Source organism: Antarcticirhabdus aurantiaca (genome assembly GCF_009765365.1).
Taxonomy (GTDB): Bacteria; Pseudomonadota; Alphaproteobacteria; order Rhizobiales; family Rhizobiaceae; genus Antarcticirhabdus; species Antarcticirhabdus aurantiaca.
In genome coordinates, this window is the sequence record NZ_VTOM01000010.1 from 130,466 (window position 1) to 146,947 (window position 16,482).

The following is a 16,482-nucleotide window of genomic DNA, read 5'->3' on the forward strand; positions in this document are numbered from 1 at the left end:
GAGGCATGATGGCGCACGAGAAGGGGCCGATCCGCTATCTCCTCAACGGGCGCGAGCGCGTGATCGAGGGCGTGAAGCCGACGACGACGATCCTGGAGCACCTGCGCCGCGCCGAGCGGCTGACGGGCACGAAGGAGGGCTGCGCGGAAGGCGACTGCGGCGCCTGCACCGTGATGCTGTCGGAGCCCGACGGCGCGGGCGGCATCCGCCGCCGGGCGGTGAACGCCTGCATCCAGTTCGTGCCGGCGCTGCACGGGCGCTCGGTCGAGACGATCGAGGCGATCGGCGGGCAAGGGCTCGCGCCCGTCCAGGCGGCGATGGTGAACAGCCATGCGAGCCAGTGCGGCTTCTGCACGCCGGGCTTCGCCATGCAGCTCCACGTCGGCTGGCTGAACGGCGAGATCGCCGATCGCCAGTCGGTGAAGGACCTCGTTTCCGGCAATCTTTGCCGCTGCACGGGCTACGGGCCGATCGTGGACGCCGGGCTGTCGCTGGCGGGACAGGCCCCGCCGCTGGACGCCGCGGCGGACGCGGCGCTGGCGGAGCGGCTGGCGGCGCTCGGCGGCGAGGCGATGCTCGCCTACGAGGCGCCCGGCGGGCGCTGGTTCGCGCCGCGCGACGTCGACGAGCTGGCGGACACCTATGCCGCCCATCCCGATGCCGTCCTGATCTCCGGGGCGACGGATGTGGGCCTGTGGGTCACGAAGCAGCAGCGGGAACTGCCGCTCCTCATCGACGTGTCGCGGGTCTGGGACCTGCGCCAGGTGGAGGAGGCGCCGGGGCGCACGATCTTCGGGGCGGGCGTCAGCCACGCGGCGGCGATTTCCGCGCTGACGCGCATCCATCCCGATCTCGGCGAGGTGATGCGGCGCTTCGCCGGCCATCAGATCCGGGCGATGGGAACGCTGGGCGGCAACATCGCCAACGGCTCGCCGATCGGCGACCTCGCGCCCTGCTTCATCGCCCTCGGCGCCGGGCTGCACCTCCGGATGGGCGATTCCATGCGGGGGCTGCGGCTGGAGGACTTCTTCCTCGACTACGGCAAGCAAGACCGGCGGCCGGGCGAGTTCGTCGCGGCGATCGACGTGCCGGACCTGGGAAACAACGAGGCGTTCTTCGCGCGCAAGATCTCGAAGCGCTTCGATTCGGACATCTCGGCCGTCATGGCCGCTTTCCGGCTGAAGATCGAAGGCGGAATCGTCACGGACGCCGCGCTTGCCTTCGGCGGCATGGCGGGGACGCCGAAGCGCGCCAAGGCGGCCGAAGCGGCGCTGATCGGGCAGGCGTTCGGGGCCGAAGCTGCAGGCCGCGCCGCGGCGGCGCTTGCGAAGGACTTCGCGCCGCTGACGGACATACGGGCATCGAGCCGCTACCGGCTGGAGGCGGCGGGCAACCTCATCCGGCGCTTCGCGGCCGAGCACGAGGGCGGGCGCAACGACCTCTTCGCGGTCACGGCGGAGGTCGCGTGATGCAGGAAACGCGTATCCAGGATCGCGGCGAAGCCGGCACGATCGACCCGGCCGAGGCGCCCGGCGAGAAGGCGCCGGTTCTCGAGGCCCGCATCCGCGGCGGCGTCGCCGCGGAGCTGCGCCACGACAGCGCGGCCAAGCACGTGACGGGCACGGCCCGCTACCTCGACGACGATCCCGAGCCGCCGGGCATGCTGCAGGTCTTCATCGCCATGAGCCGGCACGCTCACGCGAGGATCGTCTCGATGGACCTGTCGGCCGTGGAGGCGGCGCCGGGCGTCGTCACCGTCCTGACGGCGGCGGACATTCCGGGGCAGAACGATTATTCGCCGGTCTTCGGCGACGATCCGATCTTTCCGACCGACAAGGTGGAATATGTCGGCCAGCCGCTATTCGCGGTGGCGGCCGAGACGATCCATCAGGCGCGGGCGGCGGCCAAGCTCGCGCGCGCCGACTACGAGGCGCTGCCGCACGCGGTGGATTTCGACGCGGCGCTCGCCGCCGCGGACGCGGCGGGCGAGGACCTTTTGCCGCCGCACGAGATGCGCAAGGGCGACGCCGACGCGGTGCTCGGCCGTGCCGGCCGCCGCGTGCGCGGCCGGCTGGAGATGGGCGGCCAGGACCACTTCTACCTCGAAGGCCAGATCGCCTACGCGCTGCCGGGCGAGGACGGCGACGTGCTCGTGCGCTCCTCGACGCAGCATCCGAGCGAGGTGCAGCACAACGTCGCCAAGATGCTCGACGTGCCCGACCACGCCGTCACGGTCGAGGTGCGGCGCATGGGCGGCGGCTTCGGCGGCAAGGAATCGCAGCCGGCGCTCTTCGCGGCCGTGTGTGCGCTCGCCGCCCACAAGACGGGACGGCCCGCGAAATGCCGACTCGACCGCGACGACGACATGGAGATGACCGGCAAGCGGCACGAGGCGCGGATCGCCTACGACCTCGCCTTCGACGCGGACGGGCGCGTCGAGGCGGCGGCGTTCGACCACCTCATCCGCTGCGGCTATTCGCGCGACCTGTCCGGGGCCATCGCCGACCGGGCGATGTTCCACGCCGACAACGCCTACGCGCTGCCGGCGGCGCGCATCACCTCGCGGCGTCTGAAGACGCACACGGTCTCGAACACAGCCTTCCGAGGCTTCGGCGGCCCGCAGGGCATGCTCGGCATGGAGCGCGCGATGGACCGCGCGGCCTTCGAACTGGGGCTCGACCCGCTGGACCTGCGCAAGCGCAACTTCTACCCGGCGGAGGGGGCGGAGACGACGCCCTACGGCATGCCGGTGACCGACAGCGTCATCGGGGAGATCGTGGAGGAGCTGGAGGAAACGTCGAACTACCGCGCGCGGCGGGAAGCGGTGAAGCGCTTCAACGAAGGCAACCCGCACCTGAAGAAGGGGCTGGCGCTGACTCCCGTAAAATTCGGCATCTCCTTCACGACGACGCACCTCAACCAGGCCGGCGCGCTCGTCCACGTCTACAAGGACGGCTCGGTCGCGCTGAACCACGGCGGCACGGAGATGGGGCAGGGGCTCTTCACCAAGGTGGCGCAGGTCGTCGCCGAGGAGTTCCAGATCGACGTGACCCACGTGAAGATCACCGCGACGACGACGGCCAAGGTGCCGAACACCTCGGCGACGGCGGCGTCGTCGGGCTCCGACCTCAACGGCATGGCGGCGCTGAACGCGGCGCGCACGATCAAGGACCGGCTGATCGCCTATGCCTGCGAGCGCTATCAGGTGCCGCGCGAGCAGGTGGTCTTCCTGCCGAACCGGGTGAGGATCGGCAATCAGGAAAAGCGGTTTCGGGACCTGGTGGGGGAGGCTTATCTCGCCCGGGTGTCGCTGTCCTCGACGGGCTTCTACGCGACGCCGGGCATCTCGTACGACCGCGAAACGGCGAGCGGCAAGCCGTTCTACTACTTCGCCTACGGGGCGGCGTGCTCGGAGGTCGTGATCGACACGATGACCGGCGAGAACCGGCTCCTGCGCGTCGACATCCTCCACGATGTCGGGCGCTCGCTGAACCCGGCGCTCGACCGCGGCCAGATCGAGGGCGGGTTCGTGCAGGGCCTCGGCTGGCTGACCACCGAGGAGCTGTGGTGGGACGGAGCGGGGCGCCTGCGCACCCACGCGCCCTCGACCTACAAGATCCCGACCGCCAACGACCGCCCGGACGACTTCCGCCTGGCGCTCTGGACCAAGGGCGAGAACCGGGCCGAGACGATCTTCCGCTCCAAGGCGGTGGGCGAGCCGCCCTTCATGCTGGCGATCTCGGCATTTTCCGCCCTGACGGATGCTGTGATCGCGGCCGGGAAGGGGCGGCGCTTCCCCGAAGCGCTCGACGCCCCGGCCACGCCCGAGCGCGTGCTGGCGGCGGTGAACGAGGTGCGGGGGTGAGCGGTATCGCAGGAGGTGCCGCCGTCGAAGAGCTTCCTTCTCCCGTTTCGGGAGAAGGTGCCGGCAGGCGGATGAGGGTCTCCAGCCACAGCACCTTCTGGAAAAACCCTCATCCGCCCCTTCGGGGCACCCTCTCCCATGGACGGGAGAGGGCTAGGGCCTTTTCCGATGCGATCCGCGGAGCGTCGCTCGCTCCCGGAGGGGCGAGGTGACCGACCTCCTCCCCCTCCTGCGCACCGCCCTGTCCGCCCGCTCGCCCGCCGTGCTCGTCACCATCACCCGCGCCGAGGGCTCCACCCCACGCGAAGCCGGCGCGCGCATGCTCGTGACGGCGGACGATGCGGCCGGCACGGTCGGCGGGGGGCGGCTGGAGTTCGAGGCGGTGCTTCGGGCGCGGGGGATGATCGCGAAGGGCGAGGCCGTCGCGCAGATGGACGTGCCGCTGGGGCCGCGGATCGGCCAGTGCTGCGGCGGGCGGGTGTGGCTCGCGCTGGAGGCGGTGGATGCCGGCCTGCTGGCGCGGCTCGAGGCGAAGGAGGCGGCCGAGCGCGCGGCGCGGCCGCACGCCTACGTCTTCGGGGCAGGGCATACGGGGATCGCGCTGGCGCGTGCCCTGGCGCCGCTGCCGCTGCGGGCGGTCCTCGTCGACAACCGGGAGAACCTTCTGGCCGACGCGCCGGCGGGCGTCGAGGCGGTGCTGGCGGCGATCCCCGAAAGCGTGGTGGCGGACGCGCCCCCGGCCTCCGCCTTTCTCGTGATGACGCACGACCACGGGCTGGACTTCCTGCTGGCCTCCGCCGCTCTAGCGCGTGGCGACGCGGCCTATGTCGGGATGATCGGCTCGAAGACGAAGCGGGCGCGGCTCGTTTCGCAGCTTCGCGCCGAGGCGCGAGAGGCCGACGCCGAGCGCCTCATCTGCCCGATCGGCGGCTCGCGGCTGCGCGACAAGCGGCCCGCCGTCATCGCGGCGCTGGCAGCCGCGGATGTGGCCTTCTGCCTCTTTTCCAATCAGGGGGAAAAGCTGAACGAAGGCTTGGCAGGGCGAGAGGCCGAATGCCATAGTGACCCGAACCATTCCAGGAGCGAACCGCCCGCCCATGCCCGCGCGTCTTGAGCTTTCCGGCATCACGAAGCGGTTTCCCGGCGTCGTCGCCAACGAGGCCGTTTCCTTCGCCGTCCAGCCCGGCACGATCCACGCGCTGCTCGGCGAGAACGGTGCCGGCAAGTCGACGCTGGTGAAGATCATCTACGGCGTGCAGCGGGCCGACGAGGGCACAGTCTCGATCGACGGGCGAGCCGTCGACATCGGCTCGCCCAAGGCCGCACGGGCGCTCGGCGTCGCGATGGTGTTCCAGCACTTCTCGCTGTTCGAGGCGATGACGGTCCTGGAGAACATCGCGCTCGGCATGGACGACCCGCCGCCGGCGAGCGCCCTCGAGGCCGAGGTGCGGCGCGTCCTCGACACCTACGGCCTGTCGCTCGACCCGCATCGCGACGTGCACACGCTCTCCGTCGGCGAGCGCCAGCGCATCGAAATCGTGCGCGCGCTCCTGCAGCGACCCAAGCTCCTGATCATGGACGAGCCGACGAGCGTGCTCACCCCGCAGGAGGTGGAGCAGCTGTTCGGCACGCTGCGCCAACTGGCCGACAGCGGCTGCTCGATCCTCTACATCTCGCACAAGCTCAACGAGATCAAAGCGCTCTGCGCCTCCGCCACGATCCTGCGCGGCGGCAAGGTGGTGGCGCAGTGCGACCCTCGGGCCGAGACCGCGCGGTCCATGGCCGAGCTGATGATCGGCGGTTCGCTGAAGGACCTGTCGGTGAAGGCCGGCCGCAGCTTCGGGTCCGAGCGCTTCGCCGTGTCGCGCCTGTCGGCCCCGGGCGAGCCGCCCTTCGGCACGAGCCTGAAGGACATCTCCTTTTCCGTGCGCTCGGGCGAGATCTTCGGCATCGCGGGCGTCGCCGGCAACGGGCAGAACGAGCTTCTGGCGGTGATCTCTGGCGAGCGGCGCGAGGGCGTCTCGGGCGAGATCCGCCTGGAGGGCAGGCCGATCGAGGGCCTGTCGGTCTCCGACCGGCGCCGGGCGGGGCTCGCCTCGGTGCCCGAGGAGCGCAACGGCCACGCCGCCGTGCCCGGCATGACGCTGACGGAGAACGCGCTTCTCTCGGCGCGGGCGAAGAAGGGCCTGTCGGCGAAGGGCATCCTGCGCTTCGGCGCGGCGAGGGACTATGCCGGCGCCGTCATCAAGGCCTTCGGCGTCAAGGCGACCGGGCCGGGGGCGACTGCCGGGAGCCTTTCGGGCGGGAACCTGCAGAAGTTCATCATGGGCCGCGAGATCTGCCAGGAGCCGGCGGTGCTCGTCGTCTCGCAGCCGACCTGGGGCGTGGATGCGGGCGCGGCCTCCTTCATCCGCCAGTCGATGATCGATCTCGTGGCCAAGGGCGCGGCGATCGTGGTGGTGAGCCAGGATCTCGACGAGCTGCTGGAGCTCTGCGACCGGCTGGCGGTGCTCAACGAGGGGCGGCTGTCGGAGCCGATGGCGGTGCAGACCATCTCGGTGGAGCGGGTGGGCCTCCTCATGGGCGGCGTCCACGGCGCGCACGATGCGGATGCCGACACGGCTCCGAGGGCGGCCTGATGGCGCTTGTGCTCCAGCCGCGGCGCGAGCCGTCGAAGGCCATGGTCTGGGCCGCGCCCGTGATCGCGGTGCTCGCGACGCTGATCGTCGGCGCGCTGCTCTTCACGGCGCTCGGCTATGACGGCTTCGGCGCGGTGAACGCGATCTTCATCCAGCCGCTGCTGAACTCGAATCGCTGGCAGGACCTCCTGGTCAAGGCCGCGCCCCTGACGCTGATCGCGACCGGGCTCGCGGTCGGCTTCCGGGCGAACGTCTGGAACATCGGCGCGGAAGGGCAGTACGTCTTCGGCGCGCTGGCCGCGACAGGCATCGCGCTGCTCACGCTCGACATGCAGGGGCTGTGGATCCTGCCCGCCATGGTCGTCGCGGGCGTCCTCGGCGGCATGGTCTACGCGTCCGTTCCGGCCTTCCTGCGGGTACGGCTCGGGGTCAACGAGATCCTGTCGAGCCTGATGCTGAACTACGTCGCGGTTCAGCTCCTGTTCTACCTGATGCGCGGGCCCTGGCGCGACCCGATGGGCTTCGGCTTCCCGCAGACGGCGATGTTCTCGCTCGACCAGACGCTGCCGCGGGTGATCCCGGGAACGCTGATCCACCTCGGCGTGCCTGTGGCGCTCGCCGCCGCCCTCACCATGTGGTTCCTGATGGCGCGCACGCTCGCGGGCTTCCAGGTGCGCGTCGTCGGTGCGGCGCCCCAGGCCGCGCGCTTCGCCGGCTTCCGCGAGACGCGGGTCGTGTGGATGTCCTTCCTGATCGGCGGCGGGCTGGCGGGGATGGCGGGCACCTTCGAGGTCTCCGGGCCGTTCGGGCAGATGGTGCCGACCTTCCCCGTCGGCTACGGCTTCACCGCGATCATCGTCGCCTTTCTCGGGCGACTCCACCCGCTCGGCATCGTCGCCGCGGCGCTTGTCCTGGCGCTCACTTACGTCGGCGGCGAGAGCGCGCAGACGACGGTCGGCCTGCCGGCCGCGGCGGTCGGCGTCTTCCAGGCGATGCTGCTGTTCTTTCTGCTCGGCTCCGACATTCTCGTGCGCTACCGGCTGGTGAGAAAGGGCGCGCCGCCGGCGAGAGCCCTCCCGGTAACCGCGTCACCTGCGACCCGCGCCGTTCCCGGAGCTGCCGAATGACGCCGGAACTCGCGGTATCCATCCTCATGGCCGTCGTCGCGACGTCGACGCCGCTCCTCATCGCGGCGCTCGGGGAGCTCGTGGTCGAGAAGGCCGGCGTCCTGAACCTCGGCGTCGAGGGCATGATGCTGATCGGCGCCGTCACCGCCTTCATCGTGGCGAGCGCGACGGGCGTGCCGAGCCTCGGCGTCCTCGCCGCGGCGCTTGCTGCGGCGCTGTCCTCGATGGTCTTCGGCTACCTGACGCTGACGCTCACCGCCAACCAGGTGGCGACCGGCCTGGCGCTGACGATCTTCGGCACCGGCGTATCGGCGCTGCTGGGCGCCTCCTTCGTCGGCATCACCACGGGCACGCTCGGGCTCGTCTTCCCGGCGAACCTCGCAACCGACCCGATCCTGCGCATCCTCTTCGGCCACTCGCCGCTGGTCTACTTCTCGCTGCTGATGACGCTCGGCGTCTGGTGGTTCCTGTCGAAGAGCCGGGCCGGGCTGATCCTGCGGGCGGTCGGCGAGTCCGACAGCTCCGCCCACTCGATCGGCTACCGCGTCATCGGCGTGCGCTACCTCGCGGTGCTGTTCGGCGGAGCGATGGCAGGCATCGCCGGGTCCTACTACTCGCTGGTGCTCACCCCGATGTGGGCCGAGCGGCTGACGGCGGGGCGCGGCTGGATCGCCATCGCGCTCGTGGTCTTCGCCGCCTGGCGGCCCGGGCGGCTGTTGCTCGGCGCCTACCTCTTCGGCGCGGTCATCACCTTCGAGCTTCAGGCCAAGGCCGCGGGCTGGAGCTTCCTCGCGCCGGAAGTCCTGACCAGCCTGCCGTACCTCGCCACCATCCTCGTTCTCGCGCTCATCTCGTCCCGCCGGGCGAGCGCGCGCCTCGCCGCGCCCGCCTGCCTGGCCAAGCCCTTCCGGGCGAGCGCGTGATCCTCACCTTCAAGCCTTTCATGCCGGCGCGCCATCGCCGCGCCATCGACCCCAAGGAGCAGTCTCGAATGTCCACCCTCAACCGCCGCCAAGTCATCGCGGGTGCCGGCGCCCTGGCGCTCGGCACGGCCTTCATGCCGCGCGGCGCGAGTGCCCAGGTCTCCGGCCGCCCGGTCAAGGCCGCCTTCGTTTACGTCGGCCCGGTCGGCGACTTCGGCTGGACCTATGCCCACGACCAGGGCCGCAAGTATCTCGAGGAGCAGCTCGGCGCCGACAAGGTGACCACGAGCTTCGTCGAGAACGTCGCCGAGGGACCGGACGCCGAGCGCGTCATCCGCCAGCTGGCGCAGGACGGCAACGACATCATCTTCACGACCTCGTTCGGCTTCATGAACCCGACGCTGCGCGTCGCCCGCGAGTTCCCGGACGGCCGCTTCGAGCACTGCACGGGCTACCAGGCCGGCCCGAACATGGGCCTCTACAATTCGCGCTTCTATCAGGGCCGCGCCGTGCTCGGCACGATCGCCGCGATGATGTCGAAGTCGGGCAAGGCGGGCTACGTCGCCTCCTTCCCGATCCCCGAGGTCGTGATGGGCATCAACGCCTTCACGCTCGCCGCGCGCAAGATCAACCCGGAGTTCACCACGCAGGTCGTCTGGGTGAACTCCTGGTACGACCCGGCCAAGGAAGCGCAGGCGACCGGCGCGCTGCTCGACCAGGGCGCCGACGTCATCACCCAGCACACCGACTCGCCGGGCCCTCTCCAGGAAGCCGAGAAGCGCGGCGCGATCGCCTTCGGCCAGGCCTGGGACATGACGAGCTTCGCGCCGAACGCCCACATGACCGCGATCGTCGACAATTGGGGCCCGTACTACGTGAACCGCGTCCAGGCGGTGATCGACGGCTCCTGGAAGCCGGAAAACGTCTGGCTCGGCATGAAGGAAGGCGAGGTCGCCATGGCCCCCTTCAACGAGAAGATGCCGGCCGACGTGAAGGCTGCGGCGCAGAAGATCATCGACGACACCAAGGCCGGCACCTACGAGGTCTTCACCGGCCCGATCGCCGATCAGAGCGGCGCCGAGAAGATCGCGGCGGGCGTCGTCGTGCCGGACGAGGATCTCCTCAAGATGGACTGGTACATCCAGGGCGTTCAGGGCTGAGGACCGCCTGAATCGGGGAAGGGCGCGGGTCCGACCCGCGCCCTTCCGCTTGTCCGGCGGGAGGCCGCATGAACCCGACCATGGCGCACGCGCTCCGCCTCTGGCGCTTCATGGGCGAGGGGCGGCGGATCGTGGAGGGCGACCTCCTCGTCGTCTGCGGGTCCTACGACGTGCGGGTCTGCGAATATGCCTGCGACCTCTTCGACGCGGGCGGGTTCGAACGGATGCTCCTCACCGGCGGCACGGGGAACTGGACGAAGCATCTCTGGGACAAGGCGGAGGCGGAGGTTTTCGCGCGGATCGCGCGGGCGCGGGGTCTGCCGGAGGCGCGGCTGATCGTCGAGCCGCGGGCGTCGAACTTTGCGGAGAACGTCGCCTTCGCGCGCCGGCTCGTGCCGCAGGCGCGGGCCGCGACCTTCGTCACCAAGCCGAACTCGGTGCGGCGGCTGGCGACGACGATCCCCGTGCAGTGGCCGGATCTGGAGGCGGGCGTGGCCGCGCCGGCCTTCGAATTTCCGGACGGGGTGTCGAACCAGATCGGCGTCCTCGGGATCGTCGAGGAACTGGTCGGGGACATCCACCGGATGCTCGCCTATCCCGGGAAAGGCTTCCAGGTGCCGGTCGACGTTCCGAAGGACGTTCTCGCGTCCTGGCGCGTCCTGATCGGGCAGGGCTTCGACGGGCACCTCCTGCCGGAGCGCAACTTTTTGGATTGAGGCGCCGATGCGCCTCTTGGGTTCGCGGGCGTTTGCCCGTATCCATGGACGGGAGCCCATGCGTTTCGCGGCTCCACCCATCAGGCCCGCCTTCCCAACCGTCTCCTGAACGGCGGAGGGCTCACGAGCGCCGCGCGTGTCATCCGCCGCGCTCGGACCGGGGCGGATCGACCGGCATCGGAGGTTGCGCGACAAGGGGGCGCGCCTCGGGGGACTTCCCATGTGGACTTATTTTTCCGAGTGGCTGCAGTTCGGCGTGCGCTGGCTGCACGTCGTGACCGCGATCGCCTGGATCGGCTCGTCCTTCTACTTCATCGCGCTGGACCTCGGGCTCCGCAAGCCCAGGGGCGTCGCACCGCACGGCGTCGGCGGCGAGGCCTGGCAGGTCCACGGCGGCGGCTTCTACCACATCCAGAAGTACATGGTGGCGCCCGACGGGATGCCGGAGGACCTGACCTGGTTCAAGTGGGAGAGCTACGCGACCTGGCTCTCGGGCTTCGCGCTCCTGTTCCTTGTCTACTATCTCGGGGCCGAGCTCTTCCTGATCGACCGCGAGAAGGCCGACCTGCCGGTCTGGGGCGCGAGCCTGATCGGCATGGGCGGCCTTGCCGTCGGCTGGCTCGTCTACGACGCGCTGTGCAAATCGCCGTTGAAGAGGAACGACACGGCGCTCCTCGCGGTCCTCTTCGTCTACGTCGTCGCGGCGAGTTTCCTGTTCTCCCAGGTCTTTTCCGGGCGCGGCGCGATGCTGCACACGGGCGCGATGATCGCGACGATCATGACGGCCAACGTGTTCTTCATCATCATCCCGAACCAGAAGATCGTGGTCGCCGACCTCCAGGCCGGCAAGGTGCCGGAGCCGCGGCTCGGCATGGAGGCCAAGCAGCGTTCGCTCCACAACAACTACCTGACGCTGCCCGTCATCTTCCTGATGCTGTCCAACCACTACCCGCTCGCCTTCGCGACGGAGTGGAACTGGGTGATCGCCGGGCTGGTGCTCCTGATGGGCGCGGTGATCCGGCACTACTTCAACACCCACCACAAGACGGGCCGGAATCTCTGGTGGTGCTGGGTCGTGGCGGGCGTTCTCTTCGCGGCGGTGATCACGCTGTCGGGCTCGCCCGGCTGGCGGGCGGGCGAGCCGGCGGAAGCCGCGGAAGCGGTGCGCTGGAGCAAGGATCCGCAGGTGGCGCTGGCGAGCTCCGCGCACATGGACGAGGTCGAGGGCATCGTGCTCTCGCGCTGCTCCATGTGCCACGCCAAGGCGCCGCTCTATCCCGGCATCGGCGTCGCGCCCAAGGCCGTGCTTCTGGAAACGCGCGACGAGATCGTCGCCAACGCGCCGCTGATCGAGCGCCAGGCGGTGCGCTCGCACGCCATGCCGCCGGGCAACGTCACGGGGCTGGAGCCGGCCGAGCGCGAGGTGCTGGCCTCGTGGATCGCCGACGGCGACGCGCCGGGTCTCAACCGATGAGCGCGGCGGCGACGTCCGTCGCGCCGCTCGCGATCCGCGGGCGGGTGCTGTCCTTCGACGCCGACCCGGCGCTCGTCCCGAGCGGCGGGCGGGGGGCCGTGCGCTACATCGAGGACGGGCTCGTTCTCGTCGAGGACGGCCTGATCAAGGCGGTCGGCGAGGCGCCGGCCATGCTGCGGGAGCTGTCGGCGCAGGTCATGGTGGCCGACCACCGGCCGCATCTGATCCTGCCCGGCTTCATCGACCCGCACCTCCACATGCCGCAGACGCAGGTCGTCGCCTCCTACGGCGCCGAGCTGATGGAATGGCTGCAGAAGTACACCTTTCCCGAGGAAAGCCGCTATGGCGATCCGGCCGTGGCGGCGGGCGCCTCGCGCTTCCTGCTCGACGAGCTGCTCGCCAACGGCACGACGACGGCCGCCGTGTTCTGCACGACGCATCCGGGCTCGGTCGACGCCTTCTTCGCGGAAAGCCTTTCGCGCGGCCTGCGCATGGTCGCGGGCAAGGTGATGATGGACCGAAACGCCCCGCCGGCCCTCCTCGACGCGGCCGAGGAAGGCGCGGCGGATTCGGAAGCGCTGATCGCGCGCTGGCACGGGCGCGGACGCCTGGAATACGCGATCTCGCCGCGCTTCGCCCCGACCTCGAGCGAGGCGCAGCTGGAAGCGACGGCGGCGCTGGCGCGGGCGCATCCGGACCTTCACGTCCAGACGCACCTGTCGGAGAACCTCGGCGAGATCGACTTCGTGAAGCAGCTGTTCCCTTGGGCGGCGGACTACACGGCGGTCTACGAGCGCTACGGGCTGGTGCGGCCGAAGGGATTGTTCGGGCACTGCATCCATCTCGGCGACCGGGAATGGCGGGCGATGGCGAGGGGCGGGGCGACGGCGGTGTTCTGCCCGACCTCGAACCTGTTCCTCGGCTCGGGCCTCTTCGACCTCGCGCGGGCGCGGGTCGAGGGCGTGAAGGTCGGTCTCGCGACCGATATCGGCGGGGGAACGAGCTATTCCATGCTGCGGACCGCGTCGGAGGCCTACAAGGTGCTGGCCCTGCGGGGCCAGACGCTGCCGGCCTTTGAGGCCTTCCACATGATGACGGCGGGCAACGCCGCCGCCATGGGGCTGGAGGAGCGCATCGGGCGGATCGCGCCGGGTCTCGAAGCCGACATGGTCGTCCTCGACAGTCAGGCCACCACCGCGCTGCGGCGGCGGATGGAGCGGGTCGACAATCTCGCGGACGAGCTCTTCGCGCTGCTCGTTCTGGGCGACGAGCGCTCGACGGTCGCGACCTACGCGGCTGGGCGGCGGGTCTTCGATCGGCGCTCGGGCCCGGCTCGGCCGGCCCATGCCGCGCGCGCGACCATGCCGGACGCGCAGCTCGGCCCGCAGGCGGGCGAGGCGGCGGCCGCGCAGCAGCAATAGGTCGGCCTATCGCGCGACGACGGGGGTGCTTCGGTGCTCCCTCGCGCGGACGGGGGCGACAAGTTGTGGTCGGCGCCTATCTGCCTTCGCGGTTCAACGCGAGGACGGAGACGGGCGATGCGGCTGGTGCGGTACGGCGAGGCGGGGGCGGAGAAGCCGGGACTGATCGATGCGGAGAACGTGCTTCGCGATCTGTCCGAGGAAATCGACGATCTGGCCGGGGATCACCTGTCGCGGGCGACGATGGACCGGCTGCGCGCGCTCGACCCGAAGAGCCTTGCCAAGGCCGACCCCTCGCACCGCATCGGACCGCCGGTCGGGCGGCTCGGCAACTTCATCGCGATCGGGCTGAACTATGCCGACCACGCCCGCGAGAGCGGCGCGGAGATCCCGAAGGAGCCGGTGGTCTTCAACAAGGCGCCGTCGAGCCTGTCCGGCCCGATGGACGAGATCCCTCTGCCGTCCGATTCCAAGAGCCTCGACTGGGAGGTCGAGGTGGCCGTCGTCATCGGCGATCCCGCCTGGCGCATCAAGGAGGACGCGGCGCTCGCCCACATCGCGGGCTTCACGCTCTGCCACGACGTGTCCGAGCGCGACTGGCAGCGCGAGCGCGGCGGGCAATGGACCAAGGGCAAGAGCGCGCCGGGCTTCGGCCCGCTCGGCCCCTGGCTGGTGACGCCGGACCAGATCGACGATCCGCAGGCCATCGAGCTCTGGCTCGACGTCAACGGCGAGCGCATGCAGACGGGCACGACGGCGAACATGATCTTCGGCTTCTCGCAGATCGTGTCCTACCTCTCGAACTTCATGCGCCTGATGCCGGGCGACGTCATCACGACCGGCACCCCGGCCGGCGTCGGCATGGGCATGAAGCCGCCGCGCTACCTCAAGGACGGCGACATCGTCACGCTGGGATCGCCGCTGCTCGGCAGCCAGCGACAGGTCGTGCGCCTCTCCGGCGAATAGCCGGCCAACCCCTCGCCAGCGGGGCGGCGCGCCCCACTTCCCGCGAAACCCGGGGCGGGCCGGATCGTTTGTCCCTCGTCGAGGGCGAGGCCTTCGGCCGACCCGCTGTTCAGAACGACGCCGCGAAGGACGATTCATGGCCGACGTTGTCGAGATTGCCCGCAAGACGAAGAAGCCGGTCGCGCCGAGGCGCGACCCCGAAAGCGAGGCCCGGCTGCTCCAGCTCGCCGAGAGCCGGCTCGCCATCGAGGGCGTGGCGCCGGAGATCGACGCCGGCCGCTTCGCGGTGAAGCGCTTCGAGAACGAGCCTCTGGACATCGAGGCCGACGTCTTCTCCGACGGGCACGACAAGATCGCCTGCGCCGTGATCTTCGGCCCGGCGGGAGGCGAGTGGCAGGAGACGCCGCTCGTCTTCTGGGAAAACGATCGCTGGCGCGCGACGGTCTCGTTCCCGACGCCCGGCCCCTACCGCTACTCGATCATCGCCTGGCGGGACCTTCACGCGACCTGGCGCGACGAGGCGACCAAGAAGCGCGACGCGGGCAAGCTGACCGAGCTGGAGATGAAGGAGGCGAGAAACCTCCTCGTCGAGGCGCAAGGCTCGGGGCGCGGCTCCAAGAACGACGCCAAGGCCCTGGCGAAGCTCATCGCGAGCTACGACAAGCTGGAGGGCCGGGGCGACATGGACGGGCGCTACGCCCTCCTGACCGACCCGGAAACGGTGAAGCTGCTCTACGCCTGCGGGCAGCGCACCAACCTCACGCGCTATCCCATCGACGTGCCGGTCTGGGTGGATCGGGAAGCTGCGGCCTTCTCGGCCTGGTACGAGATCTTCCCGCGCTCGCAGTCCGGCGATCCGAACCGCCACGGCACCTTCGACGACGTGATCGCCCGCCTGCCCGACATCCAGGAGATGGGCTTCGACGTCCTGTACTTCCCGCCGATCCACCCGATCGGCAAGACCAACCGGAAGGGGAAGAACAACACGCTGACGCCCAGCGAGACCGATCCCGGCTCGCCTTACGCCATCGGCTCGCACGAGGGCGGCCACGACGCGCTGCATCCCGAGCTCGGCAGCTTCGACGACTTCGCCCGCATGGTCTCGGCCGCGAAGGATCACGGGCTGGAGGTGGCGATCGACTTCGCCATCCAGTGCTCGCCCGACCATCCCTGGATCAAGGAGCATCCGGAATGGTTCGACTGGCGTCCTGACGGCACGATCAAGTTCGCCGAGAATCCGCCGAAGAAGTACGAGGACATCGTCAATGTCCACTTCTATCGCGGCGCGCTGCCCTCGATCTGGTACGCTCTCCGCGACATCGTCCTGTTCTGGCTGAACAAGGGCGTGCGGATCTTCCGCGTCGACAACCCGCACACCAAGCCCTTCCCGTTCTGGGAGTGGATGATCGCCGAGGTGCGGAAAGTGGATCCCGGCGCGATCTTCCTCGCGGAAGCCTTCACGCGCCCGAAGGTGATGAAGCGCCTCGCCAAGGTCGGCTACAATCAGTCCTATTCCTACTTCACCTGGCGGAACGCCAAGTGGGAGCTGGAAGAGTACCTGAAGGAGCTGACGACCGAGGAGTGCGCCGAGTACATGCGGCCGAACTTCTTCGTCAACACGCCCGACATCAATCCGCGCTATCTCCAGACCAGCGGCCGACCGGGCTTCCGGACGCGGCTCGCTCTGGCGGCGACGCTGGGCGGGAACTACGGCGTTTATTCCGGCTTTGAGCTCTGCGAATTCCTGCCCGTTCCCGGCAAGGAAGAATATCTCAATTCTGAGAAGTACGAGCTGCGCGCCTTCGACTGGCGGGCGGAGGGCAACATCCGGGACGACATTGCCTTCTTCAACGATCTGCGTCGCGCCGAGCCGGCGATGCGCGATTTCCGCTCGCTCCAGTTCTTCAACTTCTGGAACGACCAGATCCTTTACTACGCCAAGCGCACCGCCGACCGGCGCTCCTACCTCCTGTTCATGGTCTGCCTCGACCCGTTCAACGCGCAGGGCGGGCACTTCGAGGTGCCGCTCTGGGAGCTCGGTCTGCCGGACAACGGCACGGTTCAGGTCGAGGATCTCGTTCATCGCCACGGCTTCGCCTGGCACGGCAAGATGCAGCACTGGTGGATCGACCCGAAGGAATGCCCGTATCGCGTCTTCAGGATCACCGATTAAGGAGCGAAGACTCACTTC

General features: G+C 69.7%; 12 protein-coding genes. All 12 read left to right on the forward strand.

Going from position 1 to position 16,482, the window contains the following annotated elements; translation table 11 throughout:
* Positions 1–5 precede the first annotated feature (5 nt).
* Positions 6–1,469, forward strand: a complete 1,464-nt coding sequence (xdhA, locus tag FZN60_RS13925) for a xanthine dehydrogenase small subunit (RefSeq protein WP_158874089.1) — start codon at positions 6–8, stop codon at positions 1,467–1,469.
* A complete protein-coding gene (gene xdhB, locus FZN60_RS13930) occupies positions 1,469–3,865 on the forward strand; it encodes a xanthine dehydrogenase molybdopterin binding subunit (protein WP_158874090.1) in 2,397 nt (798 codons plus the stop codon). Before xdhA ends, xdhB begins: the two co-directional genes overlap by 1 nt.
* 208 nt (positions 3,866–4,073) lie before the next feature.
* Positions 4,074–4,979, forward strand: a complete 906-nt coding sequence (xdhC, locus tag FZN60_RS13935; RefSeq protein WP_158874091.1) for a xanthine dehydrogenase accessory protein XdhC — start codon at positions 4,074–4,076, stop codon at positions 4,977–4,979.
* Positions 4,963–6,504 carry an ABC transporter ATP-binding protein gene (locus FZN60_RS13940; RefSeq protein WP_158874092.1) on the forward strand — a complete coding sequence of 514 codons (1,542 nt, stop codon included), beginning with the start codon at positions 4,963–4,965 and terminating at the stop codon, positions 6,502–6,504. The genes xdhC and FZN60_RS13940 overlap by 17 nt, the downstream gene beginning before the upstream one ends.
* Complete coding sequence (locus FZN60_RS13945; protein WP_158874093.1) at positions 6,504–7,631, forward strand: ABC transporter permease; 1,128 nt, start codon at positions 6,504–6,506, stop codon at positions 7,629–7,631. The genes FZN60_RS13940 and FZN60_RS13945 overlap by 1 nt, the downstream gene beginning before the upstream one ends.
* Complete coding sequence (locus tag FZN60_RS13950) at positions 7,628–8,554, forward strand: ABC transporter permease (RefSeq protein ID WP_158874094.1); 927 nt, start codon at positions 7,628–7,630, stop codon at positions 8,552–8,554. The genes FZN60_RS13945 and FZN60_RS13950 overlap by 4 nt, the downstream gene beginning before the upstream one ends.
* 68 nt (positions 8,555–8,622) lie before the next feature.
* On the forward strand, positions 8,623–9,714 hold the full coding sequence (locus FZN60_RS13955) for a BMP family ABC transporter substrate-binding protein (RefSeq protein ID WP_158874095.1): 1,092 nt from the start codon (positions 8,623–8,625) through the stop codon (positions 9,712–9,714).
* A gap of 68 nt (positions 9,715–9,782) precedes the next feature.
* Positions 9,783–10,430 carry a YdcF family protein gene (locus tag FZN60_RS13960; RefSeq protein WP_158874096.1) on the forward strand — a complete coding sequence of 216 codons (648 nt, stop codon included), beginning with the start codon at positions 9,783–9,785 and terminating at the stop codon, positions 10,428–10,430.
* A gap of 220 nt (positions 10,431–10,650) precedes the next feature.
* Positions 10,651–11,904 (forward strand): urate hydroxylase PuuD, encoded by a 1,254-nt coding sequence (locus FZN60_RS13965; RefSeq protein WP_158874097.1) that lies wholly within the window; start codon positions 10,651–10,653, stop codon positions 11,902–11,904.
* A complete protein-coding gene (gene guaD, locus FZN60_RS13970) occupies positions 11,901–13,325 on the forward strand; it encodes a guanine deaminase (RefSeq protein ID WP_158874098.1) in 1,425 nt (474 codons plus the stop codon). Before FZN60_RS13965 ends, guaD begins: the two co-directional genes overlap by 4 nt.
* Positions 13,326–13,442: 117 nt before the next feature.
* Entirely contained in the window at positions 13,443–14,291 is an 849-nt protein-coding gene (locus tag FZN60_RS13975; RefSeq protein WP_158874099.1) for a fumarylacetoacetate hydrolase family protein, read from the forward strand.
* 136 nt (positions 14,292–14,427) lie between these two features.
* Complete coding sequence (locus FZN60_RS13980; RefSeq protein ID WP_158874100.1) at positions 14,428–16,464, forward strand: alpha-1,4-glucan--maltose-1-phosphate maltosyltransferase; 2,037 nt, start codon at positions 14,428–14,430, stop codon at positions 16,462–16,464.
* The last annotated feature ends 18 nt before the right edge of the window (positions 16,465–16,482 follow it).

Coding starts and splice junctions, on each gene's coding strand:
- FZN60_RS13950 (WP_158874094.1), top strand. CDS start 7,628: ATGACGCCGGAACTCGCGGTATCCATCCTCATGGCCGTCGTCGCGACG.
- FZN60_RS13980 (WP_158874100.1), top strand. CDS start 14,428: ATGGCCGACGTTGTCGAGATTGCCCGCAAGACGAAGAAGCCGGTCGCG.
- FZN60_RS13955 (WP_158874095.1), top strand. CDS start 8,623: ATGTCCACCCTCAACCGCCGCCAAGTCATCGCGGGTGCCGGCGCCCTG.
- guaD (WP_158874098.1), top strand. CDS start 11,901: ATGAGCGCGGCGGCGACGTCCGTCGCGCCGCTCGCGATCCGCGGGCGG.
- FZN60_RS13945 (WP_158874093.1), top strand. CDS start 6,504: ATGGCGCTTGTGCTCCAGCCGCGGCGCGAGCCGTCGAAGGCCATGGTC.
- xdhB (WP_158874090.1), top strand. CDS start 1,469: ATGCAGGAAACGCGTATCCAGGATCGCGGCGAAGCCGGCACGATCGAC.
- FZN60_RS13975 (WP_158874099.1), top strand. CDS start 13,443: ATGCGGCTGGTGCGGTACGGCGAGGCGGGGGCGGAGAAGCCGGGACTG.
- FZN60_RS13960 (WP_158874096.1), top strand. CDS start 9,783: ATGAACCCGACCATGGCGCACGCGCTCCGCCTCTGGCGCTTCATGGGC.
- FZN60_RS13965 (WP_158874097.1), top strand. CDS start 10,651: ATGTGGACTTATTTTTCCGAGTGGCTGCAGTTCGGCGTGCGCTGGCTG.
- FZN60_RS13940 (WP_158874092.1), top strand. CDS start 4,963: ATGCCCGCGCGTCTTGAGCTTTCCGGCATCACGAAGCGGTTTCCCGGC.
- xdhA (WP_158874089.1), top strand. CDS start 6: ATGATGGCGCACGAGAAGGGGCCGATCCGCTATCTCCTCAACGGGCGC.